General features: G+C 73.7%; 19 protein-coding genes. 9 read left to right on the top strand and 10 right to left on the bottom strand.

The window, feature by feature from the left end; genetic code table 11:
• The 5 genes from IF37_RS0126020 to IF37_RS0126000 all read left to right on the top strand — a co-directional run.
• Positions 1-1,317: NAD(P)/FAD-dependent oxidoreductase (locus IF37_RS0126020; protein WP_037857046.1), on the top strand; the 1,317-nt coding region annotated here is incomplete at its 5' end.
• 27 nt (positions 1,318-1,344) lie between these two features.
• Positions 1,345-2,256, top strand: coding sequence for a dihydrodipicolinate synthase family protein (locus IF37_RS0126015; RefSeq protein ID WP_030747270.1), 912 nt, complete (start codon positions 1,345-1,347; stop codon positions 2,254-2,256).
• A 33-nt stretch (positions 2,257-2,289) separates the two neighbouring features.
• The gene (locus IF37_RS0126010) at positions 2,290-3,291 is read left to right on the top strand and encodes a proline racemase family protein (protein WP_030747257.1); all 1,002 of its coding nucleotides are present in this window, start codon (positions 2,290-2,292) and stop codon (positions 3,289-3,291) included.
• A 13-nt stretch (positions 3,292-3,304) separates the two neighbouring features.
• Entirely contained in the window at positions 3,305-3,997 is a 693-nt protein-coding gene (locus IF37_RS0126005; protein WP_106981853.1) for a GntR family transcriptional regulator, read from the top strand.
• A 182-nt stretch (positions 3,998-4,179) separates the two neighbouring features.
• On the top strand, positions 4,180-5,595 hold the full coding sequence (locus IF37_RS0126000) for an amino acid permease (protein WP_030747251.1): 1,416 nt from the start codon (positions 4,180-4,182) through the stop codon (positions 5,593-5,595).
• Here IF37_RS0126000 and IF37_RS0125995 read toward each other — a convergent pair.
• From IF37_RS0125995 to IF37_RS45020, 3 genes are all read right to left on the bottom strand, one after another.
• A complete protein-coding gene (locus IF37_RS0125995) occupies positions 5,575-6,777 on the bottom strand; it encodes a sensor histidine kinase (RefSeq protein WP_253915851.1) in 1,203 nt (400 codons plus the stop codon). The two genes, IF37_RS0126000 and IF37_RS0125995, sit on opposite strands and share 21 nt — an antisense overlap.
• 82 nt (positions 6,778-6,859) lie before the next feature.
• On the bottom strand, positions 6,860-8,614 hold the full coding sequence (locus IF37_RS0125990) for a cation acetate symporter (protein WP_030747245.1): 1,755 nt from the start codon (positions 8,612-8,614) through the stop codon (positions 6,860-6,862).
• A gap of 52 nt (positions 8,615-8,666) precedes the next feature.
• A complete protein-coding gene (locus IF37_RS45020; RefSeq protein WP_030747242.1) occupies positions 8,667-9,044 on the bottom strand; it encodes a hypothetical protein in 378 nt (125 codons plus the stop codon).
• A gap of 920 nt (positions 9,045-9,964) precedes the next feature.
• Between IF37_RS45020 and IF37_RS43810 the strand changes: the two genes are divergently transcribed.
• The gene (locus IF37_RS43810) at positions 9,965-11,038 is read left to right on the top strand and encodes a transglycosylase family protein (RefSeq protein WP_052845375.1); all 1,074 of its coding nucleotides are present in this window, start codon (positions 9,965-9,967) and stop codon (positions 11,036-11,038) included.
• A gap of 173 nt (positions 11,039-11,211) precedes the next feature.
• Here IF37_RS43810 and IF37_RS45265 read toward each other — a convergent pair whose 3' ends face one another.
• From IF37_RS45265 to IF37_RS0125955, 4 genes are all read right to left on the bottom strand, one after another.
• The gene (locus IF37_RS45265; RefSeq protein WP_253915850.1) at positions 11,212-13,254 is read right to left on the bottom strand and encodes a glycoside hydrolase domain-containing protein; all 2,043 of its coding nucleotides are present in this window, start codon (positions 13,252-13,254) and stop codon (positions 11,212-11,214) included.
• Between the two features lie 63 nt (positions 13,255-13,317).
• Positions 13,318-14,328 carry a DUF6528 family protein gene (locus IF37_RS0125965; protein ID WP_030747236.1) on the bottom strand — a complete coding sequence of 337 codons (1,011 nt, stop codon included), beginning with the start codon at positions 14,326-14,328 and terminating at the stop codon, positions 13,318-13,320.
• A 9-nt stretch (positions 14,329-14,337) separates the two neighbouring features.
• The gene (locus tag IF37_RS0125960) at positions 14,338-14,535 is read right to left on the bottom strand and encodes a hypothetical protein (protein WP_030747233.1); all 198 of its coding nucleotides are present in this window, start codon (positions 14,533-14,535) and stop codon (positions 14,338-14,340) included.
• 108 nt (positions 14,536-14,643) lie between these two features.
• Complete coding sequence (locus tag IF37_RS0125955; protein ID WP_253915849.1) at positions 14,644-14,952, bottom strand: hypothetical protein; 309 nt, start codon at positions 14,950-14,952, stop codon at positions 14,644-14,646.
• Between the two features lie 209 nt (positions 14,953-15,161).
• Here IF37_RS0125955 and IF37_RS0125950 point away from each other — a divergent pair, with 209 nt between their 5' ends.
• The 3 genes from IF37_RS0125950 to IF37_RS40935 all read left to right on the top strand — a co-directional run bounded on the left by IF37_RS0125950 (position 15,162) and on the right by IF37_RS40935 (position 18,839).
• On the top strand, positions 15,162-16,142 hold the full coding sequence (locus tag IF37_RS0125950) for a helix-turn-helix transcriptional regulator (protein WP_030747229.1): 981 nt from the start codon (positions 15,162-15,164) through the stop codon (positions 16,140-16,142).
• A 366-nt stretch (positions 16,143-16,508) separates the two neighbouring features.
• Positions 16,509-17,378 (top strand): hypothetical protein, encoded by an 870-nt coding sequence (locus IF37_RS42490; protein WP_079165884.1) that lies wholly within the window; start codon positions 16,509-16,511, stop codon positions 17,376-17,378.
• A gap of 72 nt (positions 17,379-17,450) precedes the next feature.
• On the top strand, positions 17,451-18,839 hold the full coding sequence (locus IF37_RS40935) for a hypothetical protein (protein ID WP_052845373.1): 1,389 nt from the start codon (positions 17,451-17,453) through the stop codon (positions 18,837-18,839).
• A gap of 431 nt (positions 18,840-19,270) precedes the next feature.
• On the opposite strand, the gene IF37_RS0125935 is transcribed toward IF37_RS40935, so the two are convergent.
• From IF37_RS0125935 to IF37_RS0125925, 3 genes are read right to left on the bottom strand one after another with little or no spacing between them, the layout of a single operon-like run.
• The gene (locus IF37_RS0125935; RefSeq protein ID WP_030747221.1) at positions 19,271-20,125 is read right to left on the bottom strand and encodes a phosphatase PAP2 family protein; all 855 of its coding nucleotides are present in this window, start codon (positions 20,123-20,125) and stop codon (positions 19,271-19,273) included.
• A complete protein-coding gene (locus IF37_RS0125930; RefSeq protein WP_052845372.1) occupies positions 20,122-20,940 on the bottom strand; it encodes a polyphosphate polymerase domain-containing protein in 819 nt (272 codons plus the stop codon). The genes IF37_RS0125935 and IF37_RS0125930 overlap by 4 nt, the downstream gene beginning before the upstream one ends.
• Positions 20,937-21,587: a DUF4956 domain-containing protein gene (locus tag IF37_RS0125925; protein ID WP_052845371.1), complete on the bottom strand. Its 651-nt coding sequence runs from the start codon at positions 21,585-21,587 to the stop codon at positions 20,937-20,939. Before IF37_RS0125925 ends, IF37_RS0125930 begins: the two co-directional genes overlap by 4 nt.
• Positions 21,588-21,683 lie beyond the last annotated feature (96 nt).

Genomic DNA, 21,683 nt, shown 5'->3' with positions numbered 1-21,683 from the left:
GGCCAGTTCCACCGGCAGCCCGCCGCCGCCCTCGGCGCCCGCCGGCCCCGGGCCCCGCGCCACGGGGAGCGCGCCTGGGAGCGGCTGCGGGCCGGCCTCGACCGGCACCGGGCGGCCGGCCGGATCACCCACCTGGCGGAACACCACGTGTGGTGCGTGGCGCGGGACCCCGCCTCCGGGGCGTTCGCGGTGCACGCCCTGCGCGGCCCCGCCGAGGAGGAGGGCGTCACCGTCCGCGCCGACGCCGTGCTGCTCGCCACCGGCGGCTTCGAGCGGGTGCTGCCCTTCCCGGGCTGGACGCTGCCCGGGGTGGTCACCGCGGGCGGCGCGCAGGCGATGCTCAAGGGCGGCCTGGTGCTGCCCGGGCGCACGGCCGTGGTGGCCGGGACCGGGCCGCTGCTGCTGCCGGTGGCCACCGGGCTCGCCGCGGCCGGTGCCCGGGTCGCCGCGCTGGTGGAGTCGGCCGGTCCGGCCGCGCTGCCGCTGCGGGTGTCCGCCCTGGCCGCCCTGGCCGCCCAGCCCGGCAAGCTCGCCGAGGGCGCCGGGTACGCGGCCCGGCTGCTGCGGCACGGCGTGCGCGTCCTGCCCCGGCACACCGTCGTGGCGGCGCACGGCACCGACCGGGTGACGGCGGTGACGGTGGCCGCGCTCGGCCGGGACGGGCACCCGCGGCCCGGCACCGCCCGCCGGCTGCGCTGCGACACGCTCGCCGTGGGGCACGGCCTGCTGCCGCACACCGACCTCGCCGAGGCCCTCGGCTGCGCCCTGTCCGGCACCGCCGTCCGGGTCGACGACGAACAGCGCACCGATGTCCCCGGCGTCTGGGCCGCCGGGGAGAGCACCGGGGTCGGCGGCGCGGCCGCGGCGCTCGCCGAGGGGCACGTCGCCGGGTGCTCGGCCGCCGCGCGGCTGTCCGGCACCGCCCCGGATCCGCGCGGCTGGGCCGCCGCCGCCCGGGCGCGGGCCCGGGCGCGGGAGTTCGCCGCGGTCCTCGACGCGGTGTACGCCCCGCCGGCGGGCTGGGCGGACCGGCTGCCGGACGACACGGTGGTGTGCCGCTGCGAGGAGGTGACCGCCGGGGAGGTGCGCGACGCCGTCGCGCTCGGCGCCGGGGACCCGCGGACCGTGAAGCTGCTGACCCGGGCCGGGATGGGCTGGTGCCAGGGCCGGATGTGCGGGCCCGCGGTGGCGGGGCTGACCGGGTGCCCGCCCGGCGCCGGACGCAGGCCGTTCGCGCGGCCGGTCCCGCTCGGCGTCCTGGCCGCGCTGCCCGTGACGGACCCCGCCGAAGACACCGCCGAAGACACCGATCAGTGATATGTCACACCCTACCAAAGGGGAATCATGTCCGACGCACCGAACCGTCCCTGGCGCGGCCTCCTCGTGGCCACCGCCCTCCCGCTGCGCGCCGACCTCTCGGTCGACTACGACCGCTACGCCGAGCACTGCGCCTGGCTCGTCGCGGGCGGCTGCGACGGCGTCGTACCGAACGGCTCGCTCGGCGAGTACCAGGTGCTCGGCCCCGAGGAGCGGGCCCGGGTGGTGGAGACCGCCGTGGCGGCGGTCGGCGGCGAGCGGGTGATGCCGGGTGTCGCCGCCTACGGCAGCGCCGAGGCCCGGCGCTGGGCCGAACAGGCCGGCGAGGCCGGCTGCGCCTCGGTCATGCTGCTGCCGCCCAACGCCTACCGCGCCGACGACCGGTCCGTCCTCGCCCACTACGCCGAGGTCGCGAAGGCGGGCCTGCCGGTGGTGGCGTACAACAACCCCGTCGACACCAAGGTCGACCTGGTGCCCGAGCTGCTCGCCCGGCTGCACGGCGAGGGGCTGGTGCACGCGGTCAAGGAGTTCTCCGGCGACGTCCGCCGCGCCTACCGGATCGCCGAACTCGCCCCCGGGCTGGACCTGCTGGCCGGCGCCGACGACGTGCTGCTGGAGCTGGCGGTGGCCGGCGCCAAGGGCTGGGTGGCCGGCTACCCCAACGCGCTCCCCCACGCCTCGGCGGAGCTGTACCGTGCCGCCACGGCCGGCGACCTCGGCACCGCGCTCCCCCTGTACCGGCTGCTGCACCCGCTGCTGCGCTGGGACTCGCGGGTGGAGTTCGTGCAGGCGATCAAGTTGTCCATGGACATCGTCGGGCGGTACGGCGGCCCGGTGCGCCCGCCGCGCGTCCCGCTGCCGCCGGAGCGGGAGGCCGCGGTCCGCGCGGCGACGGAGAAGGCCATGGCCGTCAGTCTCGTCGGACACGGACGAGACTGAAGCGGCCGGCAAGGCCGACAAGGAGGCCGGAACATGCGCAGCAAGCTCGTCCTGCACGCCGTCGACTCGCACACCGAGGGCATGCCGACCCGTGTGGTCACCGGCGGGATCGGCACCGTCCCCGGCGCGACGATGAACGAACGGCGGCTGTACTTCCGGGACCACCGCGACCACGTCAGACGGCTGCTGATGGACGAACCGCGCGGCCACGCCGCGATGAGCGGCGCGATCCTCCAGCCGCCGGCCCGCCCCGACTGCGACTGGGGCGTGATCTACATCGAGGTCTCCGGCTATCTGCCGATGTGCGGGCACGGCACGATCGGGGTGGCCACCGTGCTGGTCGAGACCGGCATGGTGGAGGTCGTGGAGCCGGTGACCACCATCCGGCTCGACACCCCGGCGGGGGTGGTGGTCGCGGAGGTCGCGGTGGAGAACGGCGCGGCGCGCGACGTGACGCTGCGCAACGTCCCCTCGTTCGCCGTCGGCCTGGACCGGCGGGTCACCCTGCCCGACGGCCGCACGGTCACCTACGACCTCGCCTACGGCGGCAACTTCTACGCGATCGCGCCACTGGACGCCTTCGGGTTGCCCTTCGACCGGGCCCGCAAGGACGACATCCTGGCGGCGGGGCTCGCCCTGATGCGGGCGATCGACGCGCAGGGGGCGCCGGTGCATCCGGAGGACCCCTCGATCCGCGGCTGCCACCACGTCCACCTGCTCGCGCCGGGCGCCACGGCCCGGCACTCCCGCCACGCGATGGTCATCCACCCGGGCTGGTTCGACCGCTCCCCGTGCGGCACCGGCACCAGTGCCCGCATGGCCCAGCTGCACGCGCGGGGCGAGCTGCCGCTGGGCACCGAGTTCGTGAACGAGTCCTTCATCGGCACCCGCTTCACCGGGCGGCTGCTGGGCACCGCGGAGGTCGCCGGGACGCCCGCGGTGCTGCCCAGCTTCACCGGCCGCGCGTGGATCACGGGCACCGCGCAGTACCTGCTGGACCCCACCGACCCGTTCCCGGCGGGGTTCGTCCTCTAGACTCACCCCGGTGATGCGTGACATGGCACAGGACACCGCGGGGGCGGAGACGCCCGCGCTCCCCCGGCTCGGCGGACGGCGCAGCTACCGCGAGCGGGTCGCGGACGCCCTGCGCGCCGCGCTGACCGCGGGCGAGCTGCGGCCGGGCGAGGTCTACTCGGCGCCCTCGCTGGCCGCCCGCTTCGGGGTCTCGGCGACGCCGGTGCGGGAGGCGATGCTCGACCTGGCCAAGGAGGGGCTGGTCGACACCGTGCCCAACAAGGGCTTCCGGGTCACCGTCGTCTCCGACCGGCAGCTGGACGAGTACACGCACGTCCGCGCGCTCATCGAGATCCCGACGGTGGTGGACCTGGCCGGCACCGCCGACCGGGTCTCGCTGGAGGCGCTGCGCCCGGCGGCCCGGGAGATCGTCGCCGCCGCGGCGGCGGGCGACCTGATCGCCTACGTCGAGGCCGACAACCGCTTCCACCTCGGTCTGCTCGCCCTCGCGGGCAACGCCCACCTGGTCGAGGTGGTCGCCGACCTGCGCAAGCGCTCCCGGCTGTACGGGCTGACCGCGCTGGTGGAGGCGGGCCGGCTGCTCGCCTCCGCCGAGGAGCACCTGGAACTGCTGGACGCCCTGCTGGAACGCGACGGCAAGGCCGTGCACGCGGTCATGACCCGGCACCTCGGCCATGTCCGCGGCCTGTGGGCCGCCGGGGACTGACCGCCGGCGGGCGCACGGCACCGCACATCTCGCTGCCCACAGGGCCTCTCACCTCAGTTTTTCCCTGTTCCGGGAGGCGATACCGGACAAGGAACGGCGATTTTGCGCCAGACCGGGGCATCCCCGACCATGGCTGCGTCCCGGCACCCTGGGACAGCTGTTCGTTGAGAGGCGCACCACCCATGCACGTCACCGGAACCGCCCCGCAGCCGGCTCCGGCCCCCTCGGAGTCCCCCGCCGCACCCGGCGCGGAACTCCGCCCCGGCAGCAAGCACGCCCGGAGCTTCGGGCTCCCCGTCGCCACCGCGCTGGTCATGGGCAACATCATCGGCGGCGGCATCTTCCTGCTGCCCGCCTCCATCGCCCCGTACGGCACCGTGAGCCTGGTCGCCTTCGGGGTGCTGACCGTCGGCGCGATCGCGCTCGCCCTGGTCTTCGGCCGGCTCGCCGCCCGGGACCCGCGCACCGGCGGCCCCTACGTCTATGCCCGCGAGGCGTTCGGCGACTTCGCGGGCTTCCTCGCCGCCTGGTCGTACTGGATCACCACCTGGGTGTCGAACGCCGCGCTCGCCGTCGCCGCCGTCGGCTACCTCGACGTGCTGATCCCGGTGGGCGGCCACCGCTGGACCGCCTGTCTGGCCGCGCTGGCCCTCCAGTGGCTGCCGGCGCTGGCCAACTTCGCCGGCACCCGGTACGTGGGCGCCGTCCAACTGGTGTCCACGGTGCTGAAGTTCGTACCGCTGCTGCTCGTCGCGGTCGGCGGGCTGTTCTTCTTCGACCCGGACCGGCTCGGCCCGTTCAACTCCAGCGGCCAGGGCGCGATCGGCGCGGTGTCCGCCTCCGCCGCCCTGCTGCTCTTCTCCTACCTCGGGGTGGAGTCCGCCGCCGTCAGCGCGGGCGAGGTCCGAGACGCCCGCCGCAACGTGGGCCGCGCCACCGTCATCGGCACCGCGGGCGCCGCGCTGGTGTACCTGCTGGGCACGCTGTCCGTGTTCGGCACGGTCCCGCACGACCGTCTGGTGGCCTCCACCGCGCCGTTCTCGGACGCCGTGAACACGATGTTCGGGGGCGGCTGGGGCGGTACGGCGGTGGCGCTCGCCGCGCTGGTGTCGATGACCGGCTGCCTCAACGGCTGGACCCTGCTGAGCGCGCAGACGCCGTACGCGGCGGCGCGCGACGGCCTGTTCCCGAGCGCCTTCACGCGCCGCCGCCGGGGCGTGCCGACGGTCGGGGTCGGCGTGACGGTCGTCCTCGCCTCGCTGCTCACCGTCTACAACTACTCCTCCGGCTCGGGCCGGGTCTTCGAGGTCCTGGTCCTCGTCACCACGTTCACCGCGACCGTGCCGTACCTGCTGGCCGCCGCCGCGCAGATCTTCCACCTGGTGGCCGGCCGGAGCGAGTCGGTTGACCGGGCGCGGCTGGTACGGGACTGCGTGGTCACCGCGGTCGCCGCCGTCTTCTCGGTCTGGCTGATGGCGGGCGCCGGCTACGCGGCGGTGTACCAGGGCGTGCTGTTCCTGTTCGCCGGGATCATCGTCTACGCGGTGATGGCGGCCCGGCGGCAGCGCACGCGGACGTCAGCGGCCGGGGCGCCCTGACCCACCGGTGTCCCGCGCCGCCGTGCGCGGCGGCGCGCTGTGCACCCCGGGCCGGTACTTGGGAACCCGCAGGGTGATCTTCATACCGGCCCCGACGCCGGTCTCGATCACCAGCCCGTGCTCGTCGCCGTAGACCTGGCGCAGCCGCTCGTCGACGTTGCGCAGGCCGATGCCCGACGACGGGGTGTCCGCACCGCTGAGAATGCGGCGCAGCCGGTCCGGCTCCATGCCGACCCCGTCGTCCTCGACGACGATCCGGGCCGTCGCCCCCTCGTCCTGCGCCGTGAGGGTGATCCGGCTGCGCTCGACGCTCTCCTCCAGCCCGTGCTTGACCGCGTTCTCCACCAGGGGCTGGAGGCACAGGAAGGGGACCGCCACGGGCAGCACCTCGGGGGCGATCCGCAGCGTCACCTCCAGCCGCCGCCCGAACCGGGCGCGGACCAGCTCCAGGAACTGCTCGACGGAGCGCAGCTCCTCGGCCAGGGTGGTGAACTCACCGTGGCGGCGGAACGAGTAGCGGGCGAAGTCGGCGAACTCCAGCAGCAGGTCGCGGGCGCGTTCCGGGTCGGTGCGGACGAAGGAGGCGATCGCCGCCAGGGAGTTGTAGACGAAGTGCGGGGAGATCTGCGCGCGCAGCGCCCGGATCTCCGCCTCGATCAGGCCGGTGCGGGCCCGGTCGAGGTCGGCGAGTTCGAGCTGGACGGACACCCAGCGGGCCACCTCCTCGGTGGCCCGGACCACGGGGGCGGACTCCCGCGCGCCGAGCACGACGAGGACGCCGGGCACCCGCCGGTCGACGGTGAGCGGCGCCGCGGCGCCCCAGCGCACCGGGCAGTCCGGGTCCGGGCAGCCGACCGCGAAGGTCTGCGTGCGGCCGGTGTCCAGCACCTGGCGGACCCGCTCCAGGACCGCGTCCTCGTGGTGCCGGCCGGGCCCCTCCCAGGCGAGCAGCCGGTCCTCGGCGGTGAGGCCGAGCGTGGCCGTGCCGAACAGCGGCCGGAGCCGGCGCACCGCCTTGCGGGCCGCCTCCCCGGTGAGCCCGGCGCGCAACGGGGGCGCGGCGGCGGAGGCGGTGTGCAGGGTGCGGAAGGTGGCGCGTTCGACGGGGGTGCCGAGGTCCGAGGCGTCCCGGGCGGCGCGGCGGGCGAGGAGGCGTCCGGTGGCGAGGCCCGCGACGAACAGCAGGGGGGCGCCGGCGGCGACGAGGGGGAGCCCGTTCACGGGCGGGCGCGGTGGGGCGTACGGGGCGCGGGCCGGCGGTTCGTCATGGGGTCGTCACTCCTCGGCGGGCGGGGCGCGCGGTCCGGTCGGCCGGGCGTTCGGGCAGGTGGAGGCGGGCCATGGCGGCCTCGGTGCCGGGCGGGACGCGGTCCCGGGTGGCCAGGGACACCAGGATCATGGTCAGGAAGCCGAGCGGTACCGACCACACGGCCGGCCAGGCGAGCAGGGCGTGCGGCCAGCCGCCGGCCGGGGGCCCGGCGATGGTGAGGGCGACCGCGGCGAGGGCGCTGCCGCCGCCGGTGAGCAGTCCCGCGACGGCCCCGGGGGCGGTCAGCCCGCGCCACCAGATGCCGAGCAGCAGCAGCGGGCAGAAGGAGGAGGCGGCCACGGCGAAGGCGAGCCCCACGGCGTCGGCGACGGGCAGTCCGCCGGCGGCCACGCTCACCGTGCCCGGCACGGCGACTGCCAGCGGCGTGGCCAGCCGGAAGTGCCGGACGCCGAGCGAGGGCAGCACGTCCTGGCTGAGTACGCCGGCCACGGAGAGGGTGAGCCCGGAGGCGGTGGAGAGGAAGGCGGCGCAGGCGCCGGCCGCGATCAGCGCGCCGAGGAGGTCGCCGCCGAGGCCGCCGAGGAGGCGCTCGGGCAGGACGAGGACGGCGGCGTCGGTGTTGCCGGTGAGCAGCAGGTCGGGGGCGTAGAGCCGGCCGAGGAGACCGTAGAGGGGCGGCAGCAGGTAGAAGCCGCCGACGAGGGCGAGCACGATCACGGTGGTGCGCCGGGCGGCCCGGCCGTCGGGGTTGGTGTAGAAGCGGACGAGGACGTGCGGCAGTCCCATGGTGCCGAGGAAGGTGGCGCAGATCAGCCCGTACGTCGTGTAGAGCGGGTGCTCGTCCTTGCCGCCGGACAGCGGTGCCGTCCAGCCGGAGGCGGAGCCGGGCCGGCCGTCGCCGGGCTCGCGCTCGGGCACCGGGGTCCCGGGCGGGAACCGGAGGGTCGTGCCGGCCCCTATCTCGTGCACGCCGGGGTCCAGCACCAGCGGTCCGCCGGTGTACTCCTCGCCGTCCACGGCACCGGTCGCCCCGGCGCGCAGCGGCGCCTCGATCCGGACGCGTACGGTGCTCTCCACGGTGACCTGGGTGTACCGGCGGAAGGTCGGCGGCTCGTCCACGGCGCGGGCGGGGCCCGGATCGCCGCGCCAGGCGAGGAGCAGGAAGACCGCGGGCACGAGCAGCGCGGCCAGCTTCAGGCAGTACTGGAACGCCTGGACGTAGGTGATGCCGCGCATGCCGCCGGCGGCCACGGCGAGGGTGACGACGACGGCGACGAGCACGCCGCCGAGCCAGCGCGGGGCGCCGGTGACCAGGCCGAGGGTCAGGCCCGCGCCCTGGAGCTGGGGCAGCAGGTAGAGCCAGCCGACGCCGACGACGAGCACGCCGGCGACGCGCCGGGCGGCCCGGGAGCCCAGCCGTGAGTCGGCGAAGTCGGGCAGGGTGTAGGCGCCGGAGCGGCGCAGCGGGGCGGCGACGAACACGAGCAGGACGAGGTAGCCGGCGGCGTAGCCGACCGGGAACCAGAGCATCTCGGCGCCCTGCGCGGCGACCAGTCCGGCCACGCCGAGGAAGGAGGCCGCCGAGAGGTACTCGCCGCCGATGGCCATGGCGTTGAGGTACGGCGGGACGGTGCGGGAGGCGACGTAGAAGTCGGACGTGGTGCGGGAGACGCGCAGCCCCGCCGAGCCGATCACCAGGGTGGCCACGACCGCCGCGGTCACGGCCACGATGCCGTAGGTCTGGTTCACCCGGCGGCCCCGGGGGCGCGGTGGGGGCCGCGCGGCCGTGTGCCGGTCACCGTCAGCTCCTTCCGAGGAGGTCCGCGGCGTCCCGCTCGGCGCGTTCGGCGCGGACGACGTACCACCGGCCGACGAGGACGAGCAGGGGGTAGACGGCGACGCCGAGGACGGCCCAGACGATCACCGCGCCGCCCGGCCGGGTCGCCGGGTCCGGCAGGGCGGTGAAGGCGAGGGGCAGCGGCCCGAGCAGGGCGAGGAGTACTCCGAAGGCCGTGAGCCCGAGCTGGAGTTGACGCCTCATCAGGGAGCGCAGGGTGAGGGCCTCGACGGCGGGGAGTTCGTCGTGCGTCCGGACGGGGCGGGTGGGTGCGCGACCGGCGCGGGGGGTCCGGGGGGCCGCCGTGACCACTTCACGCCGAGGAGTCCCAGGTGCACTCATACCGCGTCCTCCGACCCGGGAAGATCAGACTTCGCAGTGGAGTGTACGCACCGGGGGGCGGAAGGGACAGGTTCCGGTCACGCCCGGCGGGAAGGACGTCCGGACCGTCGAGCCGGGAGCGGCGGAGCCGGACGCGCGGGCTGTTCCGGGTCGTTCCCGAAACGCCGTCACCGTCCGCTCACGGTCGCACGGCTGAGGACGTGGCGTTGATGAACGGCATCGCGCCGACACCAGGCCCGCTGCTGCCGCTCTCGGCCCCGCCGGGTCCCCCCGCGATGCCCGCCCACGTCTTCCTCGCGATGGTTCGGGGCGGCGAACACGCCTGCGGCCCCGCCCCGTTGTCCTGCGAAGAGACCCGACGCCTGACCATCGCGGTCACCGACCGCCGCGCCCCGAGGGCTGGTCCACCGGCTCGGCTGGGCGCGTCGGCGGCGGCTTGCCCGGCGGCCATCCCCCACCGGCCTGACCGGCGGCAGGCCGCGGGGGCACCGCTGCGCCGGTGTCGCGCGTGCGGATCGGCACCGCACGGCCGCGCCGGCTCGTGAGGGCGGGGCGCTTCGCACTGGCCCTTACCGTCCAGGGCCCGTTCCGGCCGACCGCGCCCCCTTCTCCCGGGTGAGGGCCCCCGCCAGGCTGGGGCGAGCGATGAATCCCGCAGAACGATCCGCCTCCTGGAGTACGCCGTGAATCGCCTGCCCGGCCTGCCGAGGCTTTCCCGCCCGTTGGGTGCCCCGGGGGTGGCGGTGGGCGCGGCCTCGCCTCTGCGCGGCCTCTCCGGCGCCCGGCGGATCGATGGCGGGGGCGGCGTGCGCGCCGGCACCCTCGCCTGATTCCTCGCCGCGCCGTTCCCCGCCGCTTCCGCAAGGGACGGTTCCCCCTTTCGGAACAGCACTCCCCGTTCTCCCAGCATCGGAGTAGCCATGCCTCGATCCAGTACCGCGCGCCTGCCCCTCATCACGCTGTCCCTGGCCGGCGCCACCCTGGCGCTCCTGCCCGGCACCGCCGAGGCCGCGTCCGTCACCACCTGGGAGAAGGTCGCCGACTGCGAGAGCGGGGGCAACTGGAGCATCAACACCGGCAACGGTTACTACGGTGGCCTCCAGTTCTCCCTGAGCACCTGGAACGCCTACGGCGGCAGCGCCTACGCCGCCTATCCCCACCAGGCCACCGAGAACGAGCAGATCCTCATCGGTGAGAAGGTGCTCGCCGCGCAGGGCGAACAGGCATGGCCGCTCTGCGGTCCGCGGGCGGGCCTGGGTGCGGACACCGCCGACCCGTTCCCGGCCGACCCCGCACCGCCGTCGGGGAAGGTGTACGACCGCACTCGGTCGGCTTCGGGCGCCTGGTCGTCGGCGGCCAACATCGACGGCAACGCGGCGATCACGGAGATCGCCGCGTCCGGCCTGCCGGACGGCTCGATGCACGTGCAGTCCGTGGTGAACGGGAAGGTGTACGACCGCACCCGGTCGGCTTCGGGCGCCTGGTCGTCGGCGGCCGGCATCGACGAGAACGGCGCCATCACGAAGATCGCCTCGGCGAGCCTGCCGGACGGCACGCTACACGTGCTGACGGTGGTCGATGGTGACATCTGGGACCGCACCCGCTCCGCCTCCGGCTCGTGGTCCTCCGCGACGAAGATCGACGACAACGGCGGCATCAAAGACCTCGCCGCGTCCGGCCTGCCCGACGGCACACTGCACGTACAGGCGCTCGTCAACGGCGACATCTGGGACCGCACCCGCTCCACCACCGGCTCGTGGTCCTCCGCCACGAAGATCGACGACAACGGCGGCATCGCGACGGTCTCCTCCGGCGCGGTGTCCGACGGCACCATGCACATCCAGGCCGTCGTCAACGGATGCGTCTGGGACCGCAGGATGTCCGCGGCCGGGAGCTTCTCCGGTGCCACTCGGATCGATGACAACGGCGGCATCATCGCCACCTACGCGGCCGGGCTGCCGGACGGCACCTTCCACGTCGGCACCATCGCCTGATCCGCCGCCGGAGCCTTCGGGACAGGGGGGCACCGGCCGCTGGGATCGCAGCACCGGACACAACAGGCGCGAGGGCCCGTCGTCGGCTGTCGGCGCGGAGACGGAGGTCGTCGTCCACGCCGGGCCGGCGGGGGCCCTCGCGCGATGTCCCGGCTTCTGCGGCGGGACGGTGCTCAGACGATCGTCTGGAGGTGCACGGTTCCGTCGGGCAGGCCCGAGGACTGGACGGCGAAGACGCCTCCGTTGGCGTCGATCTTCGTGGCGGAGCCCTGCCAGGTGCCGGAGGCGCTGCGGGCGCGGTCCCACACGCCCGAACCCGGTACGACCGCGTCGACGGTCATGCTCCCGTCGGGCAGCGCCGCCGCGCTCACCGCGCTGATGTCGCCGTTGGTGTCGAGACGGGTGGATGCCTGCCAGTCGCCCGCGACGGTACGGACGCGGTCCCAGATGCCCGAGCCGGGCACGACGGTCTCGATGCGCTGGGTGCCGTCGGGCAGCGCCACCGCGGCCAGCGCGGTGATGCTCCCGTTGGTGTCGATCTGCGTCGCGGAGGTCTGCCACGCGCCGGAGGCGCTGCGCACCCGTTCCCAGACGCCGGAGCCGGGCACGAGCGCCTCCAGGTGCAGGCTGCCGTCGGTGAGACCCGCCGCCGCGATCCGGGTGACGGACGGGTTGTCGTCGATCTTCGTGGCCGCCGTCCAGGTCCCGTCGGTGTTCCGTGTGCGGTCCCACACGCCCGAGTTCTTCACGACCACGTCGACGTGGAGCGTGCCGTCCCTGAGCGCGGCGGCGGCCACGGCGACGATGTTGTCGTTGTCGTCCGTCTTCACGGCGTTCGCCGCCCAGGTCCCCGAGGCGGCGCGCACACGCTCCCAGACGCCGGAGCCGGGAACCACCGTGAAGGTGTGCAGGGTGCCGTCGGGAAGCGCGGCCGAGGCGACGGCGGTGATGGCGTCGTTGTCGTCGATCTCGGTGGAGCCGGCTGCCCAGGTGCCGGAGGAACCGCGGGTTCGGTCCCAGACGGTGCCGTGCGGGACGGCGGAGGCGGTCGGGGCGACATCGAGGTAGTCGGAGTCGATGTTGATCGAGACGCCGCCGTAGGTCTCCGTGTGTCCGCCGCTGTACTGGTGGACGCGCTGGTGGTTCGCCCACAGCGTGGACGGGACGGCCGGGTCGCCGGTGTCGGCGCTGCCGTTCCACAGCGCGTCGTAGACGACGTCGGGCATCTGGTAGCCGCTGCCGTAGTGGTCCGCCAGGTCGGAGATGCCGGAGCTCGAACTGCTGTAGACGCCGGAGTCGTAGCCCCGGGCGTGGAGTTCCTTGGTCCAGGCGGACAGCAGGCTCAGCACCTCGGAGGAGTCGGAGGAGCTGTACGCCTCCATGTCGTAGTAGAGCACCGAGCCGGCCGGGAAGCCGAGCGAGGCCGCCTGGGTGATCGCGTCGTCGGCCGCGCTGGTGCCCTGGGCGGTGGGCGAGGTGATGCCGGCAGCCTGGACGCCGACGTAGATCGGCATGAAGTGCCAGCCGGCGGCCGCCTGTTGGGAGACCCATGAGGCGGTGAGGTTGGGCTGGCCGCAGGCGCGGTAGGCCCCGCCGATGTAGATGCCGACGGCGCCGTACGGGGACGAGCTGTTCCAGGTGTTCATGGCGCTCGACGAGGGCGCGGCGCAGGCGTCGAAGCCCTTGCCGGTGTAGTGGGTACTGGCGCCGGAGACGGACGCGGCGGTGAGCGCGGCGGGCGCGGGCTCGGGCGCGGAGGCGGCCTGGGGCGTGAGGCCCGCGTCCGCGGCGATGTCCTCGATGAGCCCCGGGTCGCTGTCATAGGTGCCGGTGAGCCGCAGCTGGCTGTCGCCGGCGGCCAGTTGGTGGGCGGCCCTGTCGGTGCGCGCCTGGTCCACACCTCGGGACCCGGCGGGCTGTACGAGCAGTGCCTCGGTGCGTCCGACCAGGTGGGAGGGGCAGTCCTGGTCCGTGGAGGGGGTGCCGTAGTACAGGGTGTGGCGGTCGAAGCGGACGCAGGTGTGCGGGGCGTCGTCGAGGTCGACCGTGTCCCAGCCGGCCGGGACGGTGAACTGGTGGCCCCGGTAGGTGACGGTGTGGGACGGGGGCTGGGCCGCGTGGGCGGCCGGGAGCGCGATGGCGGTGAGCACAGCCGCGGTGGCGGTGACCGTGAGGGGTCTGCGCAACGCTCTGCGCAGGGCGGCGGGTACGGGCACGGAGAATCGCTCCATTTCCAGGCACGGGCCTGACGAGGGAGGGGGCCGGGTCGGATCAGCGGGCTACGGCTGCCACCAGCGGGCCTTGTAGATGCCGCCGTCCGCGAGCGTGTACGGGGCGACGGTGCCGGAGGCGTTGCGGACGTGGCGGGTCAGCCAGTCGGGGCTCAGATCGCCGTCCGGCATCGTGAAGATGACGCTGCTGCCGTAGTTGCTCACGGCCTTCACACCGCCCCACAGGCCGCAGGCCGAACTGCCGTAGGGCGTGAAGGTGCGCGCCGACTTCGAGTACTGGTACAGCGCCGACCCGGTGGACACCCACAGCAGGTCGGACGAACCCGCCACGGTGCCCACGTCGTGGCCGTCGGGCGTCGGGAGGTCCACGGAGGCGGAGGTCTTCTCGGTGAGGCCGGGCTGCGCCGGGGTGCCGTCGAGGGTGTACGCGGCGAGCTTGCCGCCCCCCACCGCCCACAGCACGTTCGCGCCGGAGTCCCAGTGCACACCGTGAGCCGTGGTCAAGGGAGTGGTGAACTGGGCGGTGGCGGCGGGGCCCTGGGAGGCGGCGTAGACGCGGACGGCGTTGCCGGTGCTGCACGCCACGGCGACGTTGCCGTCCGGCAGCAACTCGATGCTGTGCGGGTTGAGGTCGTCGCCCGGTCCGGAGCCGGCGACCAGACCGGCCCAGCGACGGTTGCCGGTCGGGTACTCGACCACGGCCGCGAAGCCGTACGAGGCGGTGACGAGCAGCAGTACGGAGCCGCCCGACGTGCGCGCCTTCACCTCGCTGACATAGGTGAAGCTGGAGGCCGGCTGGAGGTCCGCGTACCGGGAGTCGCCGTCCGGGCTGAACGACCACCGCACGACCGACGGATCGGCCACCGGATCCCAGCCGGTCCTCGACGAGTCGAGCAACAGCACCTTGCGGGCCTTCTGGTCGCCGACCAGAACCGGGGGGAGCGTGGCGGCGCGGGCGTTGCCGCCGAGCGGCAGAGCGGCCCCGACGGCGGCACCCGCTCCGGCGAGCAGGAGCGAACGTCGGGAGGGCAGGCGTGAGGGCGGGTCGGAGGATGCCATCGTGGTGCCTCACTGCCAGATCATGTCGTCGGTGGCCATCGCGGTACCGGCCGGCTGCTCGTCGGTGGCGGTGACGGCGGGCGACTGTTCCCGGGCGGTGACGGCGGTGGAAGCGGGGTGCGCGATGTGAGCACCGGCGACGGCGAGGACGCCTCCCAGGGAGAGGGTCGCGACCGCGGCGGCGACGGCGAGGCGCAGTTCGGGCATGACGAAACGTCCTTCTGGTCAGGGGAGTCGGAAGTACCGGCCACGGACCGAGGTCAGCGGACAACCTCTTCGGACACGTCCCGCGGTGACGCGCCCTGTGGCCCGGAACTAATCTCCGTCCTGGTCAGGACGTTCGGAAGGGCTGATGTCAGGCCGGAAGGGGCTGTGGCCCGAAGGGGCCAGCAGCGGTACTTCGGCGCCCAGCAGCGACCAGCCGGCGAATGCGGGCACGTCGGCCAGCGCCCGCAGGCAGAGGTCGGCCGCCACCTGCTCGGCCTCACGCAACGACTCCACGCGCAGCCACAGTCCGACCACCGCGCAGGGCTGGGCGGCCGGTTGGAGGCTGATGTGCTCAAGCCGGTCCTCGGCCCGAGCGGCGGCGCGCAGCAGGTCGGCGGCCACGGGGGGCAGAGGCACGCCGCCTCCCGGCGGGCGCAGTCGTGCGTGAACGAGATACATACTGGTCAACGCTTTCAAAAGGATTGCATTTCACGCTACTTGCCGGGCTTGGACGGTTGTACCGGAGGCCGGAAAAGGCCACACCGCTTCACACATCGACCACAACCAAGCATGCTGTGCGATGATCCTTTCGATTTGGGGAACATCGCTGATGGCCGGGGGGATGAATGCTGACAGCACTGGGAGTCGACCCGGTCACGGAAGCGGTCTACCGGGCCATGCTCAAGCACCGCGCCGAAGGCGTTGCCGAGTTGGCGACACGACTGGAACTGACAGAGGACGAGGTGCGCCGCGCACTCGACCGGCTCAGCGAACTCGCCCTGGTCCGCCACTCCTACGACGCGTCCGGTGCCCTGCACGCCGTCAGCCCCGAGGTGGGCCTGGAGTCGCTGCTCGCCCGGCAGCAAGCCGAACTGGCCGCTCAGCAGCAGCGCGTGGAGGCCTCCCGGGCCGCGGCCGCCCAGCTGATCGCCGAGCACGCCGCCCAGCGCACCACCGCCCCCGGTGTGGAGCAGCTCACCGGCATCGACGAGATCCGTGACCGGCTGGCCCGGCTCACCCGGGACGTGGCCGAAGAGGTCATGACCTTCGCCCCGGACGGTGAGCACACGCCGCAGTCCATCGCCGCCGCCCGGCCGCTGAACACCTCGCTTCTGGAGCGTGGCGTGCGGCTGCGCACCGTCTACCTCGACAGCGTCCGCAACAACCCGCGGACACTGGAGTACTTGGAGTGGCTGAGCGGGCGCGGCGGTGAGATCCGTACCATCGCCACCCTGCCCACCCGCCTGATCATCGTCGACCGCAGGCTCGCGGTCTGCCCCGTCAGCAGCGACGACACGGCCGCCGGCGCGGTCCTGCTCAGCGGCCAAGGCACACTGACCGCGATGTGCGCGCTCTTCGAGAGCGTCTGGCAGGCCGCCAAGCCGCTCACCGAGAACGGCCGGCGTGGCCCGGAGGGGCTCACGGACACCGAGGCGGCCGTGGTCAGGCTGCTGGCCGAGGGCCACACCGACGAGGCCATCGCCAAACGTCTGGGCGTCTCTCCCCGTACCGCCCGCCGGATCGCGACGGGACTCATGCACCACCTGAACGCGCGCAGCCGCTTCGAGGCCGGGGTACGCGCGGCCCAACGCGGCTGGCTGGGCTGAGCCGAGGCAGCAAGGCCGGCCGAGCCGGCACCCGCCGACACCGCCCCTCCCGGCCTCCCGCCGGAACTCGCCCCCGCTCGCGGTTCCGCCGACGCACGGTCGTCCGCCCGTGCCGATCCCCCTGCTCGTCCCTCTGCCCACACCGGGCGACCTGCTGCTGGCCGGAACCGTCCGCGGACGCATCTGTCCAGCTCAGAGCCATACCGCTGACTCCGTCCAACGGTCAGTCTCTTTACGGCGCCTGCGGCGAGAGCCTCATGCCGCAGACCGTTCCGGCGCCCGTCGCCGTCCCTTCGGCGCGTCGACGAACCGTGCCCGCCGCACGCCGTCCTGCCGGCACGCCCCCGCCCGTGAAGGAGACTTGCCATGTCCAGCCGCGTTCGAGGCCGCCTCCGCGTCACAGCCCTTGCCGCCGTGCCGCTCGCCGCCGCGGCGGCCGTCGGTGCCGTCAGGTACGCCGCCGATCCGGCGCCCCCCGCAACGGCCGCCGCCACGCTGCCCGTTGCGACGGCCTCCCCGGTCCAGGCCAAGCCGGACACACGCGGCGACTGGACCACCACCGCGCCCGGTACCCCGGCCGCCCCCGCCCACAGCCCGTCCGCTGCCCACCCCACGTCGAAAACCACGTCGAAAACCACGTCGAAGGCCCCGAAGAAGGCCACGAGGAAGGTTACGAAGAAGGCTTCGCCGGCCGGGCGTCCACTGCCCGCCGCGCAGCTGCCCGACGCCCACCACTCGGGCTGGAAGGAGGTCGGTCCGCCGCGCACCCGGCCGACCGGCCAGGACGTGGGCGTCAGCGAGTGCGGCTGGGTGCACGGGGCCGTCAGCTGGCGGCAGCAGGGTTACGTCGGCAAGACGAACACTCCGGCCATCCAGGACACGTTCACCTTCGACTCCGCCACGGCCGCCGACGCCGCCTACCGCGACCTCGTCACCGCCTTCGACGGCTGCCGGCACGACCTGCGCGCCTTCCAGGCACAACGCGGCGCACCACGGGACGCCGTGGTCACAAGGACCGCGTCCACGACCGGCGGAACCGCCTACGCACGCTCCTGGACGGCCGTGGCGGGCATCTCCATGCCCGGTCGGCAGACCAACCACTACTACGTCGTCAGGCGTGGGGCGGCGCTGACGGTCGTGCAGTACACCGAGCCGGGCGAGACCGCCGCGGCCGACCCGGCCCACCAGCGGTCGGGTGACCGGGCGGAGCTGTCCGTCATCGCCGCGCACATGTGACCCCCATCGCCGCGCACATGTGACCCCATCGCTCCGCTCCGCTTTTCCCTTTCCGAAGAAAGCGAGTTCACCATGCGGATTGCCCGCACGTCCCGACTGCGCGCCCTGGCCGTCCTCGCGGCCGTCACGGCCACCACGACCCTCGGGGCGGCCCTGCCCGCGCACGCGGACTCCGGCGTCGACGGACCCATCACCCGCAGCGAGGTGCTCAACAGGGCGCAGAGCTGGGTGGACGCCGGCGTACCGTACAACCAGGGCGGCTACTACGGCGGTTACCGCGAGGACTGCTCGGGCTACGTCTCGATGGCCTGGCACCTGTCGTCGAGCCTGGTCACGTGGACCCTGCCGGACGTCTCCACCAAGGAGAGTTTCTCCAGCCTCCTGCCGGGCGACATCATGGACTACACCGCCGAGCACACCTTCATCTTCGCCGGCTGGACGAACAAGTCGAGCGGGGACTTCACGTACTACGCGGAAAGCAACCCCAACAACCCCACCCACGGCCCGACCCGCGCCAACATCAACTGGTCGAGCATCGAAGGCTGGCCCACCAGCTACTACGGCGCGTACCGCTACAAGAACATCGTCGACGACCCGGTCACCCCGGCCGGCACGGTCTGGGACCGCACGCGCAGCGCCTCGGGCACCTGGGACGCGCACGCCACCGAGATCGACGACAACAACCACATCACCGCGGTGGCGTCGGCGACGCTTCCGGACGGCACCGTGCACGTGCTGACCATCGTGCCCGGCTCGGGTGTCTGGGACCGGGTGCGCAGCGCCTCCGGCACCTGGGCGGGTTCCGCCACGCAGATCGACTCCAACGGCAACGTCTCGGCGGTCTCGGCCGCCGCCCTGCCCGACGGCACCCTGCACGTACAGACCCTCATCCCGGGCGCCGGTGTCTGGGACCGCACCCGGAGCGCGTCCGGCAGCTGGTCGGCCAGCACCCAGATCGACTCCAACGGCAACATCACCGCGCTATCCGCCTCCGGCCTGAAGGACGGCACCCTGCACGTCCAGGCCCTCCTGCCGAACTCCGGCATCTGGGACCGTACCCGCGGCTCCTCGGGCAGCTGGAGTTCCGCCACCAAGATCGACGACAACGGCGGTATCTCCGCCATCGCCTCGACGGCGCTCCCGGACGGCTCGATGCACGTCGACGCGGTCGTACCGGGCTCCGGCGTCTGGGACCGGGTGCGCAGCGCGTCGGGTACCTGGGCCGGTTCGGCCACACAGATCGACTCCAACGGTGACGTCACCTCGGTGTCCACGGCCGCCCTCCCGGACGGCTCGATGCACGTCGACGCGGTCGTACCGGGCTCCGGCGTCTGGGACCGGGTGCGCAGCGCGGCCGGTGCGTGGTCGAGCGCCACGAACATCGACAGCAACGGTGACATCTTCGACACCTACACGGCCGGGCTGCCGGACGGCTCGATGCACGTGGGCACCATTGCCTGACCGGCGGCGAGACGCGTAACCCTCGACCGCCGGTCGAGATGATCAAGGGCCGGTTTCGGATACCTCCGAAACCGGCCCTTGACCTGCGACTCTCACGAGTCGGGACGACAGGATGTGAACCTGCGACCCCTTGCCCCGGACACCGTGTGGCCCCCAACTGGCCCCCAAGCCGTCCCCGTCGCTCCCTGCAACGGGACCCGCACGTCGCCGCGCCGCGGGCGCCTGGTACCGCGCCACGGACGACTCCGTCGTCGCGAGCGCGCTGCGGCTGATGCACGACCACCCCGCATCACGCCCACTCGACACCGGGCCGCCGCTCCGCGCACCCGGGAACCGAGGCTCGGTGAGGCCAGGGCTGAGTGGAAGTAGCGCAGGCTCTGCACGCCCCACGTGAGTCGCGGGGCGGGCAGATCGCCGGGACTTCAGGGAAGTCAGCGTCCGCTGACGGCGAGTTCGTAGTCGCCGATCAGGTCGCCGAGGAGAGTGCCGGCGGTGAGGTCGCCGGTGACGTGGCCGGCCATGTAGAGGCGGGAGTAGAGGACCTCGTCCCGCATCCACCGATAGTCCTCGGCGCGGTGCGGGGAGAGGGCGCTGAGGAAGGTGACAGCCGCGGCGGAACGGGCCGCGTGCCGGGAGGGGTAGGAGTACGGGCCCTTGGCGCCGGGCTTGATGTGCTTGTCGGGGCGCAGGCTCGGGTCCAGGACGAACGGGGCCGGCTGCTTCTCCTTGGCCGCCAGTCGGTCGCTGATCGTCTTGGCCATCTTCAGCGCCGCCTTGAGCTCGGCCTTCTCCGCCCTGCCCTGCGCGGCGGGGATCAGTTCGCGCTGGTCGTGCAGGTAGAGCTTCCAGACGTCCTTCTTGCCGTAGAGCTCCAGCCAGGTCGCGGCCTTCTTCCCCGCCGCCGTGCGGGCCTTCGCGAGCCGCTGGTCCTGACGGAGTTCGGCGGTGCGCTGCGCGGCCGACGGCGGTGCCGGGATCTGCTGGGCGGCCCAGGCGGCGAACGCCTTGTCATCGCGGGTAGTGCCGTGTGCCTTCTTCCACTGGGCGAAGAGGGCGTCCGCCTTCTCGCGCTGGGCCGCCGCCTGCTTGCCGATCGTGGCGATCTCGGCGTCGGTGAAGAGCGTGGGCGGCGGGTTCTGCTTGATCAGCGCCGTCGCGCCGGGCTTCTTCTTCGCGCCGGTGGCGGCCGAGACCAGTTGCGGTCGCACCACGCCGACGGCGACGGCCGCAACGGCGAGCAGCGCGATCAGGGCGTACGGCCATGTGATGCCGCGCGGGACGTTCATGCGGCGGGGGTCCTTTCGTAGAGCGCTACCGTGCTCGCCCCGGTGGTGAAGTGGGTGCGGGCGAGGCGGCGTACGTCGTTGTCGGGGAGGCCGGGGGTGAGCAGGGACTGGCCGATGACGTACTTGCTGAGGGAGACGGGCCTGCCGCCCAGGCTCTGCAGCAGCCGGTCGGCCGGGGCCGGCCGGACCCCGCCCTTGGTCTCGATGAGCACGTGGCCGGAGTCGAGCGCTGCGGTGCGGTCGCCGTGGTGGCAGGTGAGTGCACCGTCGAGGGTGACGCGGGTTCCGTGGCCCAGGTCGGCGAGGGCCGCCCGAACGTAACGGACCTCCGCCGCGGGCGCCAGTTCCTCGGCCGTGACGGGGATGCCGGCTGCGGCCAGCACCTCGTCCACGAACTCGGTTGCCCGCGCGTCGAGTTCGCCGTACGCGGCGGCCGGGACCTTCAGGGCGTGCTTGACCGTGGCGCCGCGGCCGTCCTTGGTCTTCACCTCCACCCGGCACAGCCCGTCCTCCGCGTACAGGCGGGTGCGGACCTTCCAGCACCTGCGGCGCCGCTGCACGTGGGCCCGCCAGGCGCCGAGCCGCTCGGTGTCGAAGTAGGTGCTGAGGTAGCTGGTCGTACGACGGCCGGACAGGTCCAGGACGCGGTGGCTGTCCGCGAGCCGGGCGACGAGGTCGCGGGCGCGGTCGAGCGGGAGGAGGTACTTGCGGTCGGTGCGGTGCTGGAGGGCTGCCGCTGCGTCGACCTCGGCCAGCGTCGCGCCGCGCAGTGCCGAGAGGCCCAGCCCGGCGGCGAAGGTGGACGCGGAGGTCATGACGTCACCTGCTCGCGCTGTTCGGCGTCGGGAGCGGCCACCGGCTCGCCTGATGGAACGGGATAGCGGGCGGAGACCCGGGTGGTCTCACGGACGTAGTCCACTTCGTCGACCACGACGGACAGGGGCGCCCGGCCGAAGCGGAGCGCCACGTCGTGGGCGATGAGTGCGGGCTCCGGGTAGATCCGATCGAGGGTGAGTCTGACCGTGCGGGTCGGGGGCTCGTAGGACTTCGGGTCGTCCACCAGCAGCACCGCCAGCAGTACCACGGCGTCCAGTGCGGCGACCAGCCACATCTGCCGGTGCGGCAGCCCCGTGCACAGGGCGGTGACCAGGGTCACGAAGGTGTAGGCGACGTCCCGGAGGGTGAACGCGGCGCTGCGCAGGCGGACCAGGGAGAGGATGCCGAAGAGGCCGAACCCGACCCCGGCCGGGAACTTCCCGGCACTGATCGTGCTCATCGCGGCGAACAGGCCGGTGTTCAGCGCGACCAGCACCAGCGGCATCGCCGGGGCGCTGGGGCGGCGCCGGTAGAGCCAGCCGACCAGGATCAGCAGCGCCATGACGTCGAGACCGCCTCGGGTCATCAGGTCCATGGGCGCGATGTGGCTGGTGATGCCCTTGGCGGCGAGCACCAGTGCGTGCATGTCTGTCCCTTCCGTCCCGGCGCGTGGGAACGGCGGACCGGTCGCGGTCCGCGGTGCACCGCGACATGGACGACGGTAGGGATGTCACATGAACAG

It is taken from the genome of Streptomyces sp. NRRL S-31 (assembly GCF_000718775.1).
Classification (GTDB): Bacteria; Actinomycetota; Actinomycetes; order Streptomycetales; family Streptomycetaceae; genus Streptomyces.
The sequence above is the reverse complement of the archived record's forward strand: the minus strand, read 5'-3'. Positions and strand labels throughout refer to the sequence as shown.

Bases quoted from the DNA above. Each gene is read 5' to 3' on its own strand.
- IF37_RS0125935 (WP_030747221.1), bottom strand. From the start codon at position 20,125: ATGAACGTCCCGCGCGGCATCACATGGCCGTACGCCCTGATCGCGCTG.
- IF37_RS0125930 (WP_052845372.1), bottom strand. From the start codon at position 20,940: ATGACCTCCGCGTCCACCTTCGCCGCCGGGCTGGGCCTCTCGGCACTG.
- IF37_RS45020 (WP_030747242.1), bottom strand. From the start codon at position 9,044: ATGAGTGCACCTGGGACTCCTCGGCGTGAAGTGGTCACGGCGGCCCCC.
- IF37_RS0125950 (WP_030747229.1), top strand. From the start codon at position 15,162: ATGCTGACAGCACTGGGAGTCGACCCGGTCACGGAAGCGGTCTACCGG.
- IF37_RS0126015 (WP_030747270.1), top strand. From the start codon at position 1,345: ATGTCCGACGCACCGAACCGTCCCTGGCGCGGCCTCCTCGTGGCCACC.
- IF37_RS0125965 (WP_030747236.1), bottom strand. From the start codon at position 14,328: ATGGCATCCTCCGACCCGCCCTCACGCCTGCCCTCCCGACGTTCGCTC.
- IF37_RS0126010 (WP_030747257.1), top strand. From the start codon at position 2,290: ATGCGCAGCAAGCTCGTCCTGCACGCCGTCGACTCGCACACCGAGGGC.
- IF37_RS0126000 (WP_030747251.1), top strand. From the start codon at position 4,180: ATGCACGTCACCGGAACCGCCCCGCAGCCGGCTCCGGCCCCCTCGGAG.
- IF37_RS40935 (WP_052845373.1), top strand. From the start codon at position 17,451: ATGCGGATTGCCCGCACGTCCCGACTGCGCGCCCTGGCCGTCCTCGCG.
- IF37_RS0126005 (WP_106981853.1), top strand. From the start codon at position 3,305: ATGCGTGACATGGCACAGGACACCGCGGGGGCGGAGACGCCCGCGCTC.
- IF37_RS42490 (WP_079165884.1), top strand. From the start codon at position 16,509: ATGTCCAGCCGCGTTCGAGGCCGCCTCCGCGTCACAGCCCTTGCCGCC.
- IF37_RS0125925 (WP_052845371.1), bottom strand. From the start codon at position 21,587: ATGCACGCACTGGTGCTCGCCGCCAAGGGCATCACCAGCCACATCGCG.
- IF37_RS43810 (WP_052845375.1), top strand. From the start codon at position 9,965: ATGCCTCGATCCAGTACCGCGCGCCTGCCCCTCATCACGCTGTCCCTG.
- IF37_RS0125960 (WP_030747233.1), bottom strand. From the start codon at position 14,535: ATGCCCGAACTGCGCCTCGCCGTCGCCGCCGCGGTCGCGACCCTCTCC.